The 14,348-nt window shown below is 72.4% G+C and carries 12 protein-coding genes; 2 read left to right on the top strand and 10 right to left on the bottom strand.

Going from position 1 to position 14,348, the window contains the following annotated elements:
* Positions 1–12: 12 nt before the first annotated feature.
* Genes AB0K05_RS22905 through AB0K05_RS22885 form a run of 5 tightly spaced genes read right to left on the bottom strand, consistent with a single transcriptional unit; the run spans position 13 to position 6,419 of the window.
* Complete coding sequence (locus AB0K05_RS22905) at positions 13–942, bottom strand: dihydrodipicolinate synthase family protein (RefSeq protein ID WP_364231413.1); 930 nt, start codon at positions 940–942, stop codon at positions 13–15.
* Positions 939–1,919 carry an ABC transporter ATP-binding protein gene (locus tag AB0K05_RS22900; protein WP_148029734.1) on the bottom strand — a complete coding sequence of 327 codons (981 nt, stop codon included), beginning with the start codon at positions 1,917–1,919 and terminating at the stop codon, positions 939–941. The genes AB0K05_RS22905 and AB0K05_RS22900 overlap by 4 nt, the downstream gene beginning before the upstream one ends.
* Positions 1,916–3,856: a dipeptide/oligopeptide/nickel ABC transporter permease/ATP-binding protein gene (locus tag AB0K05_RS22895; RefSeq protein ID WP_364231410.1), complete on the bottom strand. Its 1,941-nt coding sequence runs from the start codon at positions 3,854–3,856 to the stop codon at positions 1,916–1,918. The genes AB0K05_RS22900 and AB0K05_RS22895 overlap by 4 nt, the downstream gene beginning before the upstream one ends.
* Before the next feature lies 1 nt (position 3,857).
* A complete protein-coding gene (locus tag AB0K05_RS22890) occupies positions 3,858–4,808 on the bottom strand; it encodes an ABC transporter permease (RefSeq protein WP_148029732.1) in 951 nt (316 codons plus the stop codon).
* A gap of 21 nt (positions 4,809–4,829) precedes the next feature.
* Positions 4,830–6,419 (bottom strand): ABC transporter substrate-binding protein, encoded by a 1,590-nt coding sequence (locus AB0K05_RS22885; protein ID WP_148029731.1) that lies wholly within the window; start codon positions 6,417–6,419, stop codon positions 4,830–4,832.
* A 136-nt stretch (positions 6,420–6,555) separates the two neighbouring features.
* On the opposite strand from AB0K05_RS22885, the gene AB0K05_RS22880 reads away from it, so the two are divergent.
* Both AB0K05_RS22880 and AB0K05_RS22875 read left to right on the top strand, forming a co-directional pair.
* Entirely contained in the window at positions 6,556–7,278 is a 723-nt protein-coding gene (locus AB0K05_RS22880; protein ID WP_364231406.1) for a GntR family transcriptional regulator, read from the top strand.
* A gap of 89 nt (positions 7,279–7,367) precedes the next feature.
* Entirely contained in the window at positions 7,368–9,119 is a 1,752-nt protein-coding gene (locus AB0K05_RS22875; RefSeq protein ID WP_271278014.1) for a sialidase family protein, read from the top strand.
* A gap of 132 nt (positions 9,120–9,251) precedes the next feature.
* Here the strand turns inward: AB0K05_RS22875 and AB0K05_RS22870 are convergent, their stop codons facing one another.
* The 5 genes from AB0K05_RS22870 to ureC are packed head-to-tail and all read right to left on the bottom strand — an operon-like array spanning position 9,252 to position 14,205.
* Entirely contained in the window at positions 9,252–10,262 is a 1,011-nt protein-coding gene (locus AB0K05_RS22870; protein ID WP_364231403.1) for an FUSC family protein, read from the bottom strand.
* Entirely contained in the window at positions 10,202–11,143 is a 942-nt protein-coding gene (locus AB0K05_RS22865) for an urease accessory protein UreD (RefSeq protein ID WP_271278016.1), read from the bottom strand. The genes AB0K05_RS22870 and AB0K05_RS22865 overlap by 61 nt, the downstream gene beginning before the upstream one ends.
* Entirely contained in the window at positions 11,125–11,799 is a 675-nt protein-coding gene (gene ureG / locus AB0K05_RS22860) for an urease accessory protein UreG (RefSeq protein ID WP_219543884.1), read from the bottom strand. The genes AB0K05_RS22865 and ureG overlap by 19 nt, the downstream gene beginning before the upstream one ends.
* A gap of 13 nt (positions 11,800–11,812) precedes the next feature.
* The gene (locus AB0K05_RS22855; protein ID WP_271278017.1) at positions 11,813–12,484 is read right to left on the bottom strand and encodes an urease accessory UreF family protein; all 672 of its coding nucleotides are present in this window, start codon (positions 12,482–12,484) and stop codon (positions 11,813–11,815) included.
* The gene (ureC, locus tag AB0K05_RS22850) at positions 12,481–14,205 is read right to left on the bottom strand and encodes an urease subunit alpha (protein WP_271278018.1); all 1,725 of its coding nucleotides are present in this window, start codon (positions 14,203–14,205) and stop codon (positions 12,481–12,483) included. The genes AB0K05_RS22855 and ureC overlap by 4 nt, the downstream gene beginning before the upstream one ends.
* Positions 14,206–14,348: the final 143 nt, after the last annotated feature.

The following is a 14,348-nucleotide window of genomic DNA, read 5'->3' as shown; positions in this document are numbered from 1 at the left end:
CGACGACGAGGCTCACAGCAGCCCGGCCTCCTCCAGATGGGCGGCGACGGCGCGGCCCTCGCCGGCGGTCAGCTCGCGCATCGGCGCGGCGACGGCCGCGTGGCCGATGACCCCGCGCAGGGCCAGCGCGGTCTTGAACGCCCCGACGCCCCGCGTGCTGCCACCGGCGGTGGCAGGGGAGGCCGCCTCGACGATGCGGAACAGCCGGGTCAGGCGGTCCTGCTCGGCCTTGGCGTCGGCCCAGCGCCCGTCGGCGCAGGCCCGCAGCAGCCGTACGTAACCGTGCGGGTCGACGTTGGCCAGGCCGGGCACGGCGCCGTCGGCCCCGGCGAGCATCATCGCGTCGACCACGACCTCGTGCCCGGTCAGCGCCGAGAACCCGGCGAGCCCGGCGGCCCGCAGGACCACCTGGCGGAATCCCACGTCGTCGCCGCTGGAGTCCTTGAGCCCGTCGACGACCCCGTCCGCGGCCAGGGAGAGCACCAGGTCGGCGGTGAGCTTGGTGTGCACCGACACCGGCACGTCGTAGGCCAGGAGCGGCAGGTCCACGGCGGCCCTGACGGCGCGGAAGTGCCGGTCGACCTCGACGGGATGAATGCGGGCGTAGAACGGCGCGGTCACCACGACGGCGTCCGCGCCGAGCTTCCTGGCGATCTCCGCCCGCTCGATCACGCGGCCGGTCGTCGTCTCGATGCAGCCGGCGAGCACGGGCAGCCGGCCGGCGGCCGCCCGCACCACGACCTCCAGCGCCTTGTCCCGGCGGGCGTCGGTGAGGAAGACCGCCTCGCCGGAGCTGCCGAGGGCGAACAGGCCGCTGACGCCCGCCTCGATCAGGAACTCGACCAGCCGCTCCAGTGACGCGGCGTCGATCTCGCCGTCCGGCGTCAGAGGGGTGACGACCGGCGGGATGACGCCGCTGAAGCGGGGCTTGCGGGGGCTCAAAGAAGGCTCCTTACGGGCGATTCGGGGTGGACGCAGTGCCAGAAGTGCGCCTCCGCCTGAGTGGCGGGCGGGAACTCCTGCGCGCACGCCTCGGTGGCCTTCCAGCAGCGGGTGCGGAACGGGCAACCGGACGGCGGGTGAGTGGCGGACGGGACCGGGCCGGTGAGCACGATCCGTTCGGTGTCGTCGAGCAGGCTGGGCGTGGCCGAGAACAGGGCCCGCGTGTACGGGTGGCGCGCCCGGCCGGCCACGTCGGCGACCGGCCCCTCCTCGACCACGCGGCCGAGGTACATGACCGCGATCCGGTCGGCGAGGTAGCGGACCGTCTGGATGTCGTGGGAGATGAACACCAGGCCGAGCCCCAGGCTCGTGCGCAGGTCGAGCAGGAGGTTGAGCACCTGGGCGCGGACGGAGACGTCCAGCGCGCTGGTGGGCTCGTCGGCGACGATCACGTCGGGTTCGAGGGTCAGGGCGCGCGCCACGGCGACCCGCTGGCGCTGGCCGCCGGAGAGCTGGCCGGGCAGCGCCTCGGCGACGTGGCCGGGCAGCCCGACCAGGTCGAGCAGGTCGCGCACGCGTTCCTCGCGCTGCTTCGGCGTGCCGCGCCGGTGCACGTCGAGGGGGTCGCGCAGGATGCGGCGCACGGACAGGCGGGGGTTCAGCGCGGTGGAGGCGTCCTGGAACACCATGGCCACGGCGGCCCCGAAGTCCCGCCGGCGGCGCCGTACCGGCAGCGTCCACAGGTCCTCGCCGCGGAAGCGCACCGTGCCCGAGGTGGGCGCCTGGAGGCCGACCACCACCTTGGCGAGGGTGGACTTGCCGCATCCCGACTCGCCGACCACGCCGAGGATCTCGCCCCGGCCGACGGAGACGGTGGCGTCGGTGAGTGCGTGCACCTTGTCGCGGCGCACCAGGCCGCCGCTGCGCGCGGTGTGCACCACGTGCACGTGTTCGAGGCTGACGACTGGTTCGTTCACCGTTGTCCCCCTCCGGGATGGAAGCAGGCCCGCGCGTGATCGTGCGGGTCGCCGGCCAGCGGCGGCGGAGCGGTGCGGCAGGTCGCGTCCGCGGCCGCGCACCGGCCCGCGAAGCGGCAGCCGGGCCCGAAGTCGCGGGGCGCGGGCACCACGCCGGGCACCTGGTGCAGCCGCTTGGCCCCGCTCTCCAGGGAGAGCACCGAGCCGAGCAGGCCCCGGGCGTAGCGGTGCTCGGCGCCGGACAGGAGCGAGCCGGTCGTGCCGATCTCGGCGAGCTGGCCGGCGTACATCACGGCGATCCGGTGCACGAGCTGACCGACCAGGCCGAGGTCGTGCGAGACGAGCAGCATCGCGAAGCCGAGTTCGTCCCGCAGCTCGACCAGCAGCTCCACCACCTGCGCCTGCACGGTCACGTCGAGCGCCGTGGTGGGCTCGTCGGCGACCAGCAGCCGCGGGCCGCGGGACAGGGCCATCGCGATCAGCACGCGCTGGCGCTGGCCGCCGGACAGCTCGTGCGGGTAGCTGCGCCGGGTGCGCGCCGGGTCCAGGCCCACGAGTTCGAGGAGCTGCTCCGGCGTACGGGTGCCGCCCCGCTTGGTGAGCTGGCGCAGCTGAGTGCCCACGAGGACCGACGGGTTCAGCGACGACATGGCGTCCTGGTAGACCATGGCGATCTCCGGGCCCGAGATCGCCCGCCGTTCGCCTGGCGGCAGATGCAGGATGTCGCGGCCGTCGTAGACGATCCGGCCGCTCACCTGCGCGGCGCGGGGCAGCAGACCCATGATCGCCAGGCTGGTCAGGCTCTTGCCGCAGCCGGACTCGCCCACCAGCCCGAGCGTCTCGCCCACCCGTACGTCGAAGGAGAGCGACTGGACGACCGGGACGTCCCCGTATCGCTGCGGGAAGCGGATGGTCAGGTCCTCGACCGACAGCAGCGGCGCGGCCCCGGGCGGCAGCGGCGGGACGCGCGGCGGGCGCTCGCCCGCCACGACGGCGAGCCTGGCGAGCGCGTCCCCGGTCTCGGTGCTCTCCTCGGCGGGTACGGCCGCCGAGGAGACGTCGTCGGCCGGTGCGGCGGCGCGGCGGGCGGAGCGGGGCGCGGCCCACGCGTCGGTGAGCCCTTCGGCGAGCAGGTTGAGCGCGAGCACCGTGACCAGGATCGCCAGGCCGGGGAAGAAGGTGGCCCACCAGCCGCCGGCCAGGACGAGCTGCCTGCCGTAGGCCAGCACGTTGCCCCAGCTCGGCGCCGGGTCCTGGATGCCCGCGCCGATGAACGACAGGCTGGCCTCGAAGATGATCGCGTCGGCCACCAGCACGGTGGCGAACACCATGATGGGCGCGGCGCAGTTGACGGCGACGTGCCTGACCAGGATGTGCGGCCTGGTGGCGCCGATGACCTTCTCGGCGGCGACGTAGTCCTCGCCGTACTGCGCCAGGACGTTGGCCCGCACCACCCGCGTCAGCTGCGGCACGTACAGGAAGGCGATCGTGCCGATCAGGACCGGGAGGTGGCGGCCGAAGACCGCCACCAGCACCGCGGCGAGCGCGATGCCGGGGAAGGCCATGACCACGTCGAGGACGCGCATGATGCCCTCGCTGACGGCCTTGCGCGAGGTGGCCGCGAGGCTGCCCAGCACCGCGCCGGCGGCGACGGCGAGCGCGGTGGCGCCCAGGCCGATGAGGAGGGAGGACTGCGCGCCGTGCGCGATCCTGGCGAAGACGTCACGCCCGGCCCTGTCGGTGCCGAGCCAGTGGTCGGCGCCGGGCGGGACGGCGGGCGTGCCGGTAGCGAGCGGATCGCCGGCGAAGAGCGGCGCCAGCACGGCGAAGAGCGCGATCGCCACGAGCACGGCGAGGGAGACGACGGCGACCGGGGAGAGGCGCGCGAAGCGGATGCCGGGGTCGGAGAGCCGGGCGGTCAGGCCTGATCTGAGCATCTCACACCGCCCTGATCCGCGGGTTGACGAGCAGGTAGAGCAGATCGACGACGAGGTTCACGAGGAGGAACGCCACCGCGATCGTCAGCACCGCGCCCTGCACCAGGGCCACGTCGCCGTTCGTGACGCCTTCGAGGATGAGCTTGCCCATGCCGGGCAGGTCGAAGATCGTCTCGATGACCACGGCGCCGCTCAGCAGGTAGCCGACCCGCAGGCCGAGCACGGTGAGCGGGGTGATGAGCGCGTTGCGCAGCGCGCCGCGTACGACGATCGCGCGGGGCAGGCCGTTGCCGGTGGCGGTGCGGACGTAGTCCTTGTCCAGTTCCTCCACCATCGAGGTGCGCACCAGGCGCGACAGCGAGGCCGCGGCCGGGACGGCGATCGCGATCGAGGGCAGGGCCAGCGACAGGAGCCAGCCGGTGACGGAGTCGGCCGGGTTGACGTAACCGCCGGTCGGGAAGATCGGAACGCCGAGCGCGAACTCCTGGATGAGCAGGATGCCCAGCCAGAAGGAGGGCATCGCCACCCCCGCGATGGACAGCACGCGGGTCACCTGGTCGGGCCACCGGTCGCGGTGGAGCGCGCCGGTGACCCCGAAGGCCAGGGCGCCGGCCACGGCGAGCACCAGGCCCAGCACGGTGAGCTGGATCGTGAGCGGGAAGGCCGTGACGACCCGGTCGATCACCGGGGTCGCCGGCGGGGCGGTGTAGCCCAGGTCGCCCTGCGCCAGCTGCCCCAGGAACCGGACGTAACGCAGCGGGAGCGGGTCGTCCAGCCCGTGCTCCGCCCTGTAGGCGGCGCGCGCCTCCGGGCTCGCGCCGTCGCCGAGTGCGTTGTACGCGGGATCGTTGGGCGAGAACTGGAGGACCACGAAGACCAGCAGCGTGACGCCCAGCAGCATGGGCGGCAGGATCACCAGCCGTCTCACGGTCAGCCGTAGGAGTGCGAACATGGCGCTTTCTCGTCGGGGCGGTCAGACGCGGGCGACGTCGAGGAAGGACAGGCCCGTGGTCGGGATGGGCTGGAAGCCGGTGAGCGCCTTCTCGTCCCAGGCGGTGGGCAGCTTGCGGTGCAGGATCGGGTAGAGCGGCACCTCCTCGGCGACGAGGTCGACGGCCTGGCCCCACAGCTTCTTCTGCTCGGCGGCGTCGTCGGTCCGCACCGCGGCGTCGAGCAGCTCCAGCATCTTCTTCGCCTCGGCGGTCTCGCTCCAGCGGTAGCGGTTCTCCGGCCAGATGCCGTCGTAGAACCAGCGCAGCAGCAGGTCCATGTCGTTGCCGAAGACCGAGGGGTCGCCCGGCGCCACCAGGACCTGGAACGCGCCGGGGTCGATCTTGTTGGTGTACTGCCCGCCCGACTGGCCGATGTCGAGCGTGGTGGTCACGCCGACGGCGTCCCAGGACTCCTTGATGATCGGGACGACGTCCTTCACCCAGCCGGTGTCGGTGGTGACCATGGTGACCTGGAGGTTCTCGACCCCGGCCGCCTTGAGCAGCTCCTTGGCCTTGTCCGGGTCGTAGCCGTAGACGGTGGCCGCCTCGGCGTACGCGGGATGCGACTCCTGGACGTAGCCGGTCGCCGCGGCGGCGTTGCCCAGCATGCCCGTCCGGATGACCTTGTCCTTGTCGATCGCCCAGTGCAGCGCCTGGCGCACCCGCTTGTCGTCGAAGGGCTTCTCGGCGCAGTTGAACATGAGGAAGAGCAGGCCGAAGGACTGCACCGCCTCCAGCTTGTGCTTCTGGCCGACCTTCTCGGCGTCGAGGTACGGCACGTCCTCGATCGCCGCGACCCGGCCGGACTCCAGCGCGGTCACGCGGGCGGACGGGTCGGACAGCAGCCGCCAGGTCATGTTCTTGACCTTCGCGGGGCGCGGCCCGTTGTACTCGTCCCACCGCTCGAAGACGATCTTGTCTTCCTTGGTCGCCTCGATCAGGCGGTACGGGCCCGAGCCCACGGGCTTGGCGTCGAAGGCGGCCTTGTCCTTCTCCACGATCGCCCTCGGCACGATCTTGACGACCGCGAGCCGCTCCTTGAGCAGGGGGAAGGCGTGCTTGAGCTTGATCTCCGCCGCCGTGTCGCCGACCGCGGTGACGCTCTCCACGAACGGGATGAACTGCACCATGAGCGAAGCGTTGGCGGGGTCCATGACGCGCTCGAAGCTGAAGGCGACGTCTCCGGCCGTCACCGGGGAGCCGTCGTGGAAGGTGGCGCCCTGGCGCAGGGCGACCTTGTACGTGGTGTCGTCGACCTTCTCCAGCTCTCCGGCGGCGAGCGCGGCGTACGGCTCGCGGGTCACCGGGTCGAGGTCGAACAGCGCCTCCAGGGTGTGCATGTTGGCCGCGACGGGCGTGGCGCCGGACGAGGTCATCGGGTCGAAGCCGGTCGACAGGGCGTACGAGATTCCGGCCTCGATGCTGTCGGCGGCGGCGGCGGGCGCCGCGCTGCCGGTGGAGGCGGGGCCCGAGCACGCGGCGAGCGAGCCGGTGAACGCGGTGGCGGCGCTCATGGCCCCTACGAGCCGCAGGAAGCCGCGGCGGTTGACGGACGGGGCGGGATCGGGCATGGCTACCCCTCTCCTTTGATGGTGACCGTTTTGGGGGGTATCGTCACGGGTGCGGCACAGGACACATGACGTCTGATGTCTGATGCCGATGCGGGGAATGTAGACGACCTTTGGACGAAAGGGCAAGATGTTGGCCGTGATCGAGCCCATCTCGCGACCGTCCCGCGGTACGCAACTGCGACAGCGAGAGGTGGCCGAGCGCATCAAGCAGTACATCCTGCACCACCGCCTGCGGCCCGGCGACGCGCTCCCCACCGAGGCGGAGCTGTGCGCGGCCATCGGCGCGAGCCGCTCCAGCGTGCGCGAGGCGATCAAAACCCTCACCGCCCTCGACATCGTCGAGGTGCGCCACGGATACGGCACCTACGTCGGCAAGCTGTCACTCGCCGCCCTGGTCGAGAGCCTGAGCTTCCGGGGGCTGCTCAGCCGGTCCGACGACTACCAGGTGCTCTCCGAGCTGGTCCAGGTCCGCCAGACCCTGGAGCAGGGGCTCGCCTCCGCGATCATCCCCGCCCTGGGCGAGGATCTGCGCGGCGAGCTGGAGAGGCTCACCGACGAGATGGACGAGCGGGCGCGGGCGGGCGAGACGTTCATCGAGCAGGACCGCGAGTTCCACCTGCTCCTCATGAAGCCTCTGGGCAACGAGCTGGTCACCCAGCTCACCGCCGCCTTCTGGGACGTGCACGCGATCGTCGCGCCCACGATGCCCACCACCCCCGAGTCGGTGCGCGAGACCGTCGCGGCGCACCGCGCGATCGTGCGGGCGGCCTCCGCCGAGGACCTCCACGGGTTCGCGGAGGCGATCGCCGCCCACTACGCCCCGGTGCGGCGGCACCTGAGGGAAAATCGCGGGCATTGACGGCTCTCCACCCCGCGCTTACAGTACGGGACGTCTGATGTCTGATGCTCCTCGGCTCCAACCCCCCGAACCGAAGGAGCGATCGATCCGTGACGTCCCTGCCCAGAAGGCTCCTGCGCGGAGTCTTAGCCCTCGTCCTGTCCGTCGCCGCCGCGGCGGTCCTCGTCCCCGCCCCCGCCTTCGCGGCCGTCCCCGGCGTGTCGGCGACCGTCGGAGCGGACTGCCCGCTCAGCCGGCTCCAGCTCACCCTGGACAACAAGTCGGCCCAGACCCAGACGTACACCGTGACCTGGCCCGGCCGCTCCGGATCGCCGTGGACCCGCACGGTGCCCGCCGGAGGCAGCGCGCTGCTCCACTGGACGCTCGACCCCGGCACCCCGTACACCCTGCGCACCACCACCCCGACCGGCCACGACACCACGCAGAGCGGCAGGTTCCACTGCGGCGGCGGGATGTCCGCGCTCGTCGGCTTCGACTGCACGGAGAGCCGCCTCCAGCTCATCCTGGAGAACCGGACCACTGCGTCGAAGACGTTCACGGTCACCTGGCCGGGCCGGACCGGCTCGCCCTGGACGCGCACCGTCGCCGCGGGCGGTAACTACCTGCACTACTGGACGGTCCCGGCCGGCACGCCGTACACCCTGCGGACCACGGCGGAAGGCTTCGACGACACGCGTTCCGGCGTCGCGCGCTGCGGTATGGCCGCCGACGCGCCCCAGCTGAACTCGACCGCCGTGCTCCGCACCAGCACCACCATCAGAGGGCTCAACGGCCCCGATGGCCGCTACGACGGCACCGTCCGATCGGTGCGGATCCCCGGCATGGCCGTCACCGGGAACGGCACCGTCATCGCCGTGGCCGACGCGCGCGTCGACGGCTCCTACGACCTGGGCGGCGGCACCAACAACATCCAGATCGTGCTGATGCGCAGCACCGACCACGGCCTCACCTGGGAGCAGCCGCGCGTCATCCACCACGCCGCCACGACGGCCCAGGGCGTCGGGGACCCGAGCGTGCTCGTCGACCGCTCGACCGGAGAGGTCTTCGTCTTCTACACCTACTCGCCGCGGCCGGGGATCAGCTTCTGGTCGGGCGGGTCCGGCTCCAACGCCGCGAACGACCCCGACAGCCTGCACATCCAGTACGTCAAGAGCACCGACCACGGCCTCACCTGGAGCGCCCCGGTCGAGCTCAACCCGTCGGTGAAGGACCCGGGCTGGCGGCAGCTCTTCGCGTCGTCCGGGCACGGCATCCAGACCAGCTCCGGCCGGCTGATCCAGCCGATCGTCTACCGCGACGCCGCCGGGACCAGCCACGCCGCCAACATCTACAGCGACGACCACGGCCGGACCTGGCAGCGCGGCTCGTCGGCGAGCGGCAACGTCAACGAGAGCAAGGCCGTGGAGCGCAGCGGCGGCGCCGTGGCGCAGAACATGCGGCACAACGGCGTCCGCTCCCGCTTCCTGGCCACCTCGGCCGACGGCGGCCGGACCTTCGGCGCCGCCGCCGCCAGCCCGGTGCTGACCGATCCGCTGTGCAACGCCGACGAGCTGTCCTACCTCACCCCCGGGCAGCGCGGCTCGAACGGCGCGCCGATCCGCACCGCCACGGTCCTGTACAGCGGCAACGCCCACCCGACCGCCCGCAACGACCTGACCGTCCGGCTCTCCACCGACGACGGGACCACCTGGCCCGCCAGGGCGCTGGTCAAACCCGGCGCGGCGGGCTACTCGACCATGGCCGTGCTCGCCGACGGCCAGGTCGGCGTCCTCTACGAGATCGGCGACACCGGCGGCATCGTCTTCGCCCGGTTCACCCCCGCCTGGCTGAGGGCCGCCTGACCTGCCGAACACGGACCCGCCGGCCTGCGAACGGCCGGCGGGCCCCGGGGCCACCGGCGGTGGTAGCCGACCAGGGCGACCGCGGCCCGGGAGCGCCGGGCTCGTACAGGACCATGGCCGACCGGGACCGTGTCATGGGGGGTCGGGCCAGAGGTAGCGGACGGCCGCCAGTGCGGCCAGGCCGCCCGCGAGGTTCATGGCCAGCCGGGCGACGGACGCGGTCCACGGCTCCGGGTAGCTGAAGTCGGCCAGCAGCAGCACCGTGACCGGCATCCAGAACGACCAGTAGACGTAGTTGGCCGCCCGGTAGGCGTGCGCCAGCGTGCCGGCCGCGCCCACGCACAGGGCGGTGACCAGGGTGGACGGACGGCAGAGCAGGATCAGCGCCGCCAGCGCGCTGCCGGCCAGGCCGCCCAGCATCCGCTTGACGTAGCGGGAGCCGGTGGCTTCCGGTGTGGGCCGCAGGGTGACGAGGATCGCGGTGACCAGCCAGTGGCCCTCGGCGACGCGCAGCCCGAGCAGAACCGTGATCGACATGGAGGCGGCGACCAGCACGCCGAGCCGGGCGGCGTGCCGGGCGCGGCGGGCGAGGCTCAGCTCGGACGGCGGGACCGTGGCCGACAGCCGGCCCAGGGGCAGGACGACGAGGGCCGCCCAGGCAGCCCCGGCGAGCTGGGCCAGGCCGGGCACGCCGATGCCGGGGTCGTCCATGATGGCCATGAGCAGGGCTCCGAGCGCGGCCGTGGTGCCCAGGAGCGGCCAGAAGCTCCCGGCGACGGCCGCCGCCGTCACGCCGGCCGCCAGCAGCCAGGGCTGCCCGGCGACGAGCCAGACGAACACGCCCGCCGCGGTGACCGCCGCCCCGCGCACGAGCATGACCAGGGACAGCGGCTGGGGCGCCGGGTACAGCATGAGCGTGGCCGCCAGCGTCACCGCCGCGCCCAGCGAGGTCCGGTGCAGCGCGGCCCCGGCGAGCAGCGGCACCACGATCAGCACGCCCGCCGCCAGCCCGGCCGGGAAGTCCGGCTTGCCTTGCGGCCGCAGCAGGTCCCACACCTGCTCGGCCCAGCGGCCGGCCGTGCTCAGGGTTTGCGCCTGTCGGGCGCCGGGGTTCCGGTGATCATCCGCCTGGCGACGTCCCACAGGCGTTCCAGCGCCGCGATGACCGGCGGGGACTCCGGCCCGAGCAGCCTCGCCCAGGCGCCGGCGCGGTTCGGCAGCGTGCTGGCCCCGCCCGTGAGCCCGCTGCCCGCCACCGCCCCGTGCAGCGCGTCGGCCAGCTCGGCGGCGTCCACCGCGGACGTGATCACGTACAGGGTGGACAGCACGCCGTGGCCGCCGAACATGGCCGGGCCGGTGACCGGCGCCCGTCCGGGGACGAGCCTGATCGGGTCGGCGAACAGCAGCTCGCCGTCCGGGCCGCACACCTCCAGGTCGCTGCAGCAGGCGTCGTAGGCGTGCCGTTCGCCCCTGGCCAGCCGCCCGGCCAGCATCGTCTCGCCGAGGATCACGGTGGCGGTGGGGTCGGCCGTCACCCTGATCCGCTGGTAGAAGCGCGAGCCGGTGAACGGGATGACCGGGTCCGGCAGGTACTCGACGTAGCCGCCCGGCCCCGCCGTGATGGTGACGAGCTGGCTGGCGTAGTCCTGCTCCATCCGGTAGATCTTCGTGGCGGCCTGCGTCGTCACGTGCGTCGACGCCCCGGCGCCGCAGGCGAGGTCGATCCGGTAGCGGTCGCCCTGCAGCACTCCCCCGCCCGTGGACATGACGATCACGTACGGCAGGTCAGGCCGGTCGGGGTCGTAGTAGAGCGGCCGCATGATCTGCAGCGGCGCCTTCTGGTAGTGGCCGGTCAGCTCCGACCGGCCGCCCCGCCGCTCGAAGGCCAGGTCGAGCACGCCGACCTTGCCCGGACTGCCGACCGGCAGCGTGTGCGGCACCTCGGCGTGCCGCGCCACGTCCTCCGGGATCGAGGTGATCGTGTAATGCGAGGCCGCCAGCCGGTCTACGCGCTCGGCGACCATACCGGCCTGCGGCTGGCGATGAAGTCCGCGACCTCCGCCACGCCCGTGCCCTCCAGCGAGTCGGTGAGGATCACCGGGCGCCCGTCACGGACCCGGCGGGCGTCGCGGGTCATCACCTCCAGGTCGGCGCGCACGTACGGAGCGATGTCGATCTTGTTGATGACGAGCAGGTCGGAGTCGGTGATGCCCGGCCCGCGCTTGCGCGGCATCTTGTCGCCCTCGCCGGTGTCCAGGACGAACACGTACACGTCGGCCAGGACCGGGCTGAAGGTGAGCGTGAGGTTGTCGCCGCCACTCTCGTACAGCAGCGTGTCGATGTCGCCGAAGCGGCGCAGCATCTCGGTCCCGGCGGCCAGGTTCATCGTGGGGTCGTCGCGGACGGCTGTGTGCGGGCAGGAGCCGGTCTCCACGCCCACGATGCGCGCCGGGTCGAGCACGCCGTCGAGGGTGCGCTTGACGTGGTCGGCGTCCTCCATGGTGTAGATGTCGTTGGTGATGACGCCGACGCTGTGTCCCCGCCCGATCAGGATGGGGACCAGCGCCTCGATCAGGGCCGTCTTGCCGGAGCCGACGGGCCCGCCGATGCCGACCTTGAGAACGCCTTCCAGCTCGCGGGGCGTGTCGTGGTCCAGGTGATGGTGGTGGTGGGTGTGCATGGCGTACCCCCTTTCAGGTGGTGAAGAGCCGGGCTTCCGCCCGCTCGTGGACGGCGCTCATGGCGTCCGCGACCGGGGTGGCGGCGTGCAGGTCGAGGGGGCCGCGGGCGGCCAGCGCGTGCGCGGCGGCCAGCCCGATCGCGCCCCCCGCGCCGTACAGCGTGGCCTGCGCCCGCCGGAAGTCGAGCCTGCCGAGCCGGACGGCGGCGCTGACCCAGCTCGCGGCGAACGCGTACAGGTCGCCGATCACCGCGTCGTCCACCGGGACGCCGAGCCCGGCGTAGGCGGCGCCCAGGACGACGGCGTGGTTGCCCGGCGTGGTCCCGGCCTCGACCAGCTCGGTGAGCCGGGCGAGCTCCGGGGTGGCGAAGACCAGGGTCGCGGTGCGGAGCACCTGGTTGCCGGTTCTGGTGGCGGCGGCGCGGATCTCCCGGTTGAGCTTGATCGCGTGCAGCCGCCGGTCCGTCTCCACGACCGCGTCCCAGTCGCCCGCCGTCACCGCCCGGTGGATGAGCACCAGGGCGGTGGCGTCGCCCGGCCCCGCCGCGTGCAGCAGCACGTCCTCCAGCAGCACGCCGACGTCGACCGGCCCGGCCTGCGTGTACGCCTCCAGCCCGTGGGAGAGCGTGTAGAGGCCGCCGGGAAAGGCCGAGTCGGTCAGCTGAAGCTGGGCGAGCAGGGTCATGCCAGGAAGAACAGGTGGTTGAGCGGCAGTTCCTGGGCCGGCGCGATGGTGGCGTGCTCGCCGTCGACGGTGACCTTGTACGTCTCCGGGTCCACGGTGATCGTGGGCAGCGCCGAGTTGCGCACCATGTGCCGCTTGTCGACGGTACGGGTGTGGCGGACCTTGGCGATCAGCCGTTGCAGGCCGAGGCGTTCCGCCACCCCGGCGGCGATGGCGGCGTCGGGCAGGAAGGTCACGTTGCTCTTGCGCTGCGCCATGCCCATCGCACCGAACATCGGCCGGAAGTAGACGGGCTGCGGCGTGGGCAGTGAGGCGTTCGGGTCCCCCATCCGCGACCAGTTGATCATCCCGCCCTTGACCACCATCGCGGGTTTGGCGCCGAAGGAGTGGAACGGCCAGAGCACGATGTCGGCCAGCTTGCCGTCCTCCAGCGAGCCGACCGTCTCGGCGATGCCGGTGGTCCTGGCCGGGTTGATGGTCAGCTTGGCCAGGTAGCGCAGCACCCGGAAGTTGTCGTTGCGCTCGGAGTCCTCCGGCAGCTTGCCGCGCTGGTCCTTGTTGTGGTGCGCGGTCTGGAAGGCCCGGGTGAAGGTCTCCCCGATCCGGCCCATCGCCTGGGAGTCGGAGGAGAACATGCTGATCACGCCCATGTCCTGGAGGACCGTCTCGGCGGCGATGGTCTCGGCCCGCACCCGGCTGTCGGCGAACGACACGTCCTCGGGGATGTCGTGGCTGAGGTGGTGGCAGACCATCACCATGTCGAGCAGCTCGTCCACCGAGTTGATCGTGTACGGCAGCGTCGGGTTCGTCGAGGACGGCAGCGCGTTGGCCTCGCCGGCGATGCGGATCAGGTCCGGCGCGTGTCCGCCGCCCGCGCCCTCGGTGTGGAAGGTGTGGATGGCGCGGCCGTTGATGGCGCTGATCGTGTCTTCCAGGTAGCCGGCCTCGTTGAGGCTGTCGGAGTGCAGCGCCACCTGGACGTCGTACTGGTCGGCCACCCGCAGCGCGCAGTCCACGACGGCCGGGGTGGAACCCCAGTCCTCGTGCACCTTGAGCACGCACGCCCCGGCCTCGATCTGCTCGACCAGCGAGGCGGGCAGGCTGGAGTTGCCCTTGGCCATGATGCCGATGTTCACCGGCAACGCCTCGACGGCCTGGAGCATCCGGCCGATGTTCCACGGGCCCGGCGTGCAGGTCGTGCCCCGGGTGCCGTCCGTGGGGCCGGTGCCGCCGCCGATCAGCGTGGTGATGCCGTTGGTGAGCGCGGCCTCGGCCTGCTGCGGCGAGATCAGGTGGACGTGCGGGTCGATGGCGCCCGGCGTGGCGATCATGTGCTCACCGGCCAGCACCTCCGTGCCCGCGCCGATGACCAGCCTGCGGTCCACGCCGTTCTGGGTGTGCGGGTTGCCGGCCTTGCCGATGCCGACGATCCTGCCGTCCTTGATGCCGATGTCGCCCTTGACGACGCCGAGGATCGGGTCGAGCACGACCGCGTTGGTGATCACCAGGTCGAGCGCGATGGTGGCGTTCTGGGAGAGCGGGTCCGCCGCCATGCCGTCGCGGGCGGTCTTGCCGCCGCCGTAGACGGCCTCGTCGCCGTAGTAGCCGGCCGTGTGGTCCTTCTCGATCTCGATCACCAGGTTGGTGTCGGCCAGCCGGACCCTGTCGCCCACCGTCGGGCCGAACATGGATCCGTACTGCTTGCGGCTCATCGTGGCCATGTGTCAGCCCTTCTTCCCGGCTTGCGGCTTCTTCCCTGCGGACGGCTTCTTGCCGGAGGGAGGCTTCTTCGCCGCCTTGCCGGCCCCGACCGGCTTGGCGGCGCCCTTCGGGCGGATCTCGGCCGACGGCTCCGGCTCGTCGG

Source organism: Nonomuraea sp. NPDC049486 (assembly GCF_040676925.1).
Taxonomy (GTDB): domain Bacteria; phylum Actinomycetota; class Actinomycetes; order Streptosporangiales; family Streptosporangiaceae; genus Nonomuraea; species Nonomuraea ferruginea.
Note: the sequence above shows the minus strand (reverse complement) of the source record. Positions and strands in the feature narration are given on the sequence as shown.